Below are 3,718 nucleotides of genomic sequence, written 5' to 3'. Positions count from 1 at the left end.
GAGGCAACTACCGGGTACAGGTTGCCGATTTTATTGCGTTTCTGGAAAAGCAGGGAATGCCGGTTCCGGCAAGCTTGTCTGCCCATCCTCGTGTGTTGGTAGTGGATGACGAAGCGGGGATTCGCTCCATCATCCGGCGAACTTTGCAACGACTTGAGCTGGAAGTTGTAGAAGCTGCTGGTGGTTTTGAAGCGGGTATCTTGGTGAATCAACAAACCCCTGATTTGATGACCATTGATCTGGCGATGCCGGGTCTCAGTGGCTTTGATGTAATTCGGGTGATTCGAAAGCAGCGGGAGTTTGACGATGTCCGGCTGCTGGTGATTTCCGGTTTACCAGAAGCTCAACTTGAAAAGGCGGTGGAACTTGGCGCAAATGACTACTTAATGAAGCCATTTGATGCCGATATGCTGCTGGCCAAAGTACAAAAATTGCTGAACTTACGGACGCTTGCGAGGTAACTATGCAACAGGCAATTCTACTGGTCGATGATGAACACAGTGTGCTCAAAGCGCTGAAGCGGTTGTTCTGTCGTCATGGTTATCATGTTGTAACGGCAAACAGTGGTCGTGAGGCCATTGAACAACTGACGTCAGGGGCATTCCCTGTGATCATCACTGACTTTAGAATGCCTGAAATGTCCGGCGCTGAATTGTTGCGTGTTGTCAGTGACCGTTGGCCCCAGACCATTAATTTGGTGCTGAGTGGTTATACCGATTTTAAATCGGTGGTGGAGTTGTTAAATGAAGGCCTGGCATTTCGTTTTTTGGAAAAGCCCTGGGATGAAACCGATATACTGCAACACGTCAAGGATGCTTTTGACGCATTTCATCAGCAGCAGCAAAAAAATGAGCGGGATCAATTGCTATTGGGCAGCCATTCAGCGCTGATTGAATTGAATAAAAACGGTATCCTGCAACGAGCCAATGCAGCCGCCTTGGTGTTATTGCCTGAGCTTGCAACTACAGAACAACCATTGCACCGCTTGGTAAACAGTTCTGAGCCAGAAGTTTTTCTGCGTTTTTGCCAAGGGGAGCTGGATGAGCTGCTGGTTTGGGATCAGCAGCAGAAACCTGTCCTGTTAGAGCGCTATCTGAGCGATGATTTTGGGCACATCGTGCAACTTTCGCATGAAGTCTCAGTGGTAGACGAGCCTCATTTCCCGCCACAGGTTCAGCTTGCCTCAGAGCAAGCATTGGCTGCTGCGTTGCATGACTGTCTGGAAATGCATCGTTGTTGCTCTCTGATAGTGCTTGGTATCAGCCAATACGACGCTTTGAATGATCTGCTTGGGTTCCGTACCGCAGATCAACTTATCGTCAGCATTACCGAAGCGCTGGTGCAATCACTCAATACCACCGAGAAATTGTGTTATCTGAATGGTGATCGTTTCCTGTTATTGTTGTCAGATGTTGACAGTGAGCAGGGAGTATTGCAACGCCTGGAGCAGATCTGTCAGGCTTTTCAGGCTGCGATGTCCCAGCAGTATAAAATGAAGCAGATCAAGCTGTTTGGTGTCTACGGCATGGCGCCGGATGACGGTTTAACACTCAAAGAATTACTGAGCCCCATGCGCCTGTGCATGACACATCAGGCCAAATCTGCCCGTCAATCGTTTTGCCGTTTCGATGAGCAGTTGGTTAAGGACTATCGGCGAAATTTTGAAATCAGCAGGGCTTTGCTGCAACCGGAGCTGGAGCAGCAGCTGCAGCTGAAGTTTCAGCCCAAAATGAATCGCGATGGTAAAATTGTCGGGGCTGAAGCCCTGTTGCGCTGGTTTGAACCGCAAAAGCATGGTTGGGTGTCACCCGCGGTTTTTGTTCCTATAGCAGAACGGGAAGGACAAATTTTAGACATTGGCCGCTGGGTATTAGCCAAAGCTTGCCAACAGCTTGCTGAGTGGCAACAGGCTGGTTGCTCGCCATTGTCGATTGCGGTGAACCTGTCGGGCCGCCAGCTTAAAGAAGATGTCGGTTTGGTTCCTTTTATTGCAGAGTTGCTGGCGCAGTATCAGGTGGCTCCATCCTGTTTGGGCTTCGAACTGACAGAAACCTACCTGGTGCAGGATTTACAGCATTGCCAGCAGCAAATGCTGCGGTTACGTGAACTGGGTTGCACGCTTTACATTGATGATTTTGGGTGTGGTTATTCGTCATTGTCGTATCTGTCGCGTTTACCGGCAGATGCAATCAAGCTCGACAAAAGCTTGATAGACGAACTGGAAAGCTCTCTGGCCGTACAAAGCATGGTTCGCAACATCATTCGGATGTCGCATGATCTCAAATTATTGGTCGTGGCTGAAGGCATTGAAACCAGCTTTCAACTAGGGTTGTTAAAAGACATGGGGTGCGATCTATTTCAAGGATTTTTACTGGCTCAGCCGCTAGCGCCGAAAGACTTCTCGCAGCTGGCGTTTCAGGGCGAGGCAGAGGGCTAGCATGGAATCGATAAGTGTTGTGATGCTGGATGATGATGCGTTTTTACTCAAAGCATTAAAGCGCTCCATGCAGCGGATGTGCCCGGAAGCCTGTATTGAAACCTTTAGCGAGCTTGAGCCTTTCTGGTGCTATTTGCGTGAACATCCTCATGTGGACTTGGTGATCAGCGATTACTTAATGCCGCACATGCATGGCTTGGATGTGCTTGAGCGTTGCACGCAGGTGAATTCTTACCCGGTTCGTGCTTTACTCACCGGGGACATGACATTGGCAACCATGATGCGTCAGCCCAATGTGGTGCACGCCTACCTTGCTAAGCCTTTTAATGCCCAGGATGTGCTCGCGTTGTTTGAAGCCGTAGCAGACTTAAAGCGTTTGCCATTTGCACCGTCAGTCCGCAGTGCTCTTGGGGCTATGACCAGTTTTCCGGTTTCCGTTGGCTTGCTACGAAAGCTAAAGGGGTTGGTGGATAGTGACGACAGTGATGCCCATGAAATCGCAGCAGTCATCGCCAAAGACCCGGTGATCATGGCCAAAGTATTGCAGTTAGCCAACTCCGCCTACCTTGGCTTTCAGCGTCAAACATCATCCATCGATGAGGCGGTGTCCCGTCTTGGTACCAAAATGCTGCTGGCCATTGTCAGCTCGATGGTGATTGCAAAAAATTACCAGGCGTCCGTGCCGGCCGATAGCCATCAAAGACAGCTCGACATTGCGTCTGATTATGCTTGTTGTGTGAAAGCCTTTGCCAAACAGTGCGATCTGAGCCGCGATGCGCAAGATGAACTGTTTGCTACCGCATTGCTAAGCTTTATAGGTAAAATGATTTTATTGGCGGAAGGCAGTGATGAAAGCACTTTACACAACGAAGCCATATTGCAAGAAGATGGTGCAGATTACCAATTGATTTCAGCCTATGTCATGCGCTTATGGGGTTATAGAGCAGAGCTTTGCGAATTGATCATGAAGTGTCATGATGCGATGGCTGTGACTGAGCCACACCTAAAGTCTCAACATCTGATTTTATTTATTGTGAATCAGGTGCTATTTCACAATAAAACACCGTTGGAAATACAACGATACTGCAGTGATAGGCAAATGTCTTCATCAATATGTCAGGCCATTGCGGAGTTTTCTTGGCGCGTGAAATGACTATAGATCATAGTTCGATATTAAAATTTTGCTTTGCCGTATGGATTTAACTGTTTAACTCATCCAGCAAAAACGAGGGTGTTCAATATTCTGTGTCAGCCAAGTCACAGGTCTATATGAGCATCCAA

Annotated in this window: 3 protein-coding genes; all 3 read left to right on the top strand. The window is 48.4% G+C overall.

The genetic code is table 11. The features are described 5' to 3' along the window. Window positions 1–461: response regulator (locus JJU14_RS16275; protein WP_228614778.1), on the top strand; the 461-nt coding region annotated here is incomplete at its 5' end. 2 nt (window positions 462–463) lie between these two features. Beyond that, entirely contained in the window at window positions 464–2,437 is a 1,974-nt protein-coding gene (locus JJU14_RS16270) for an EAL domain-containing protein (RefSeq protein WP_228614777.1), read from the top strand. A gap of 1 nt (window position 2,438) precedes the next feature. Next, window positions 2,439–3,590 carry an HDOD domain-containing protein gene (locus JJU14_RS16265; RefSeq protein ID WP_228614776.1) on the top strand — a complete coding sequence of 384 codons (1,152 nt, stop codon included), beginning with the start codon at window positions 2,439–2,441 and terminating at the stop codon, window positions 3,588–3,590. Window positions 3,591–3,718 lie beyond the last annotated feature (128 nt).

Source organism: Alkalimonas sp. (assembly GCF_020831925.1).
In the GTDB taxonomy this organism is placed as follows: Bacteria; Pseudomonadota; Gammaproteobacteria; order Enterobacterales; family Alteromonadaceae; genus Alkalimonas.
The sequence above is the reverse complement of the archived record's forward strand: the minus strand, read 5'-3'. Positions and strand labels throughout refer to the sequence as shown.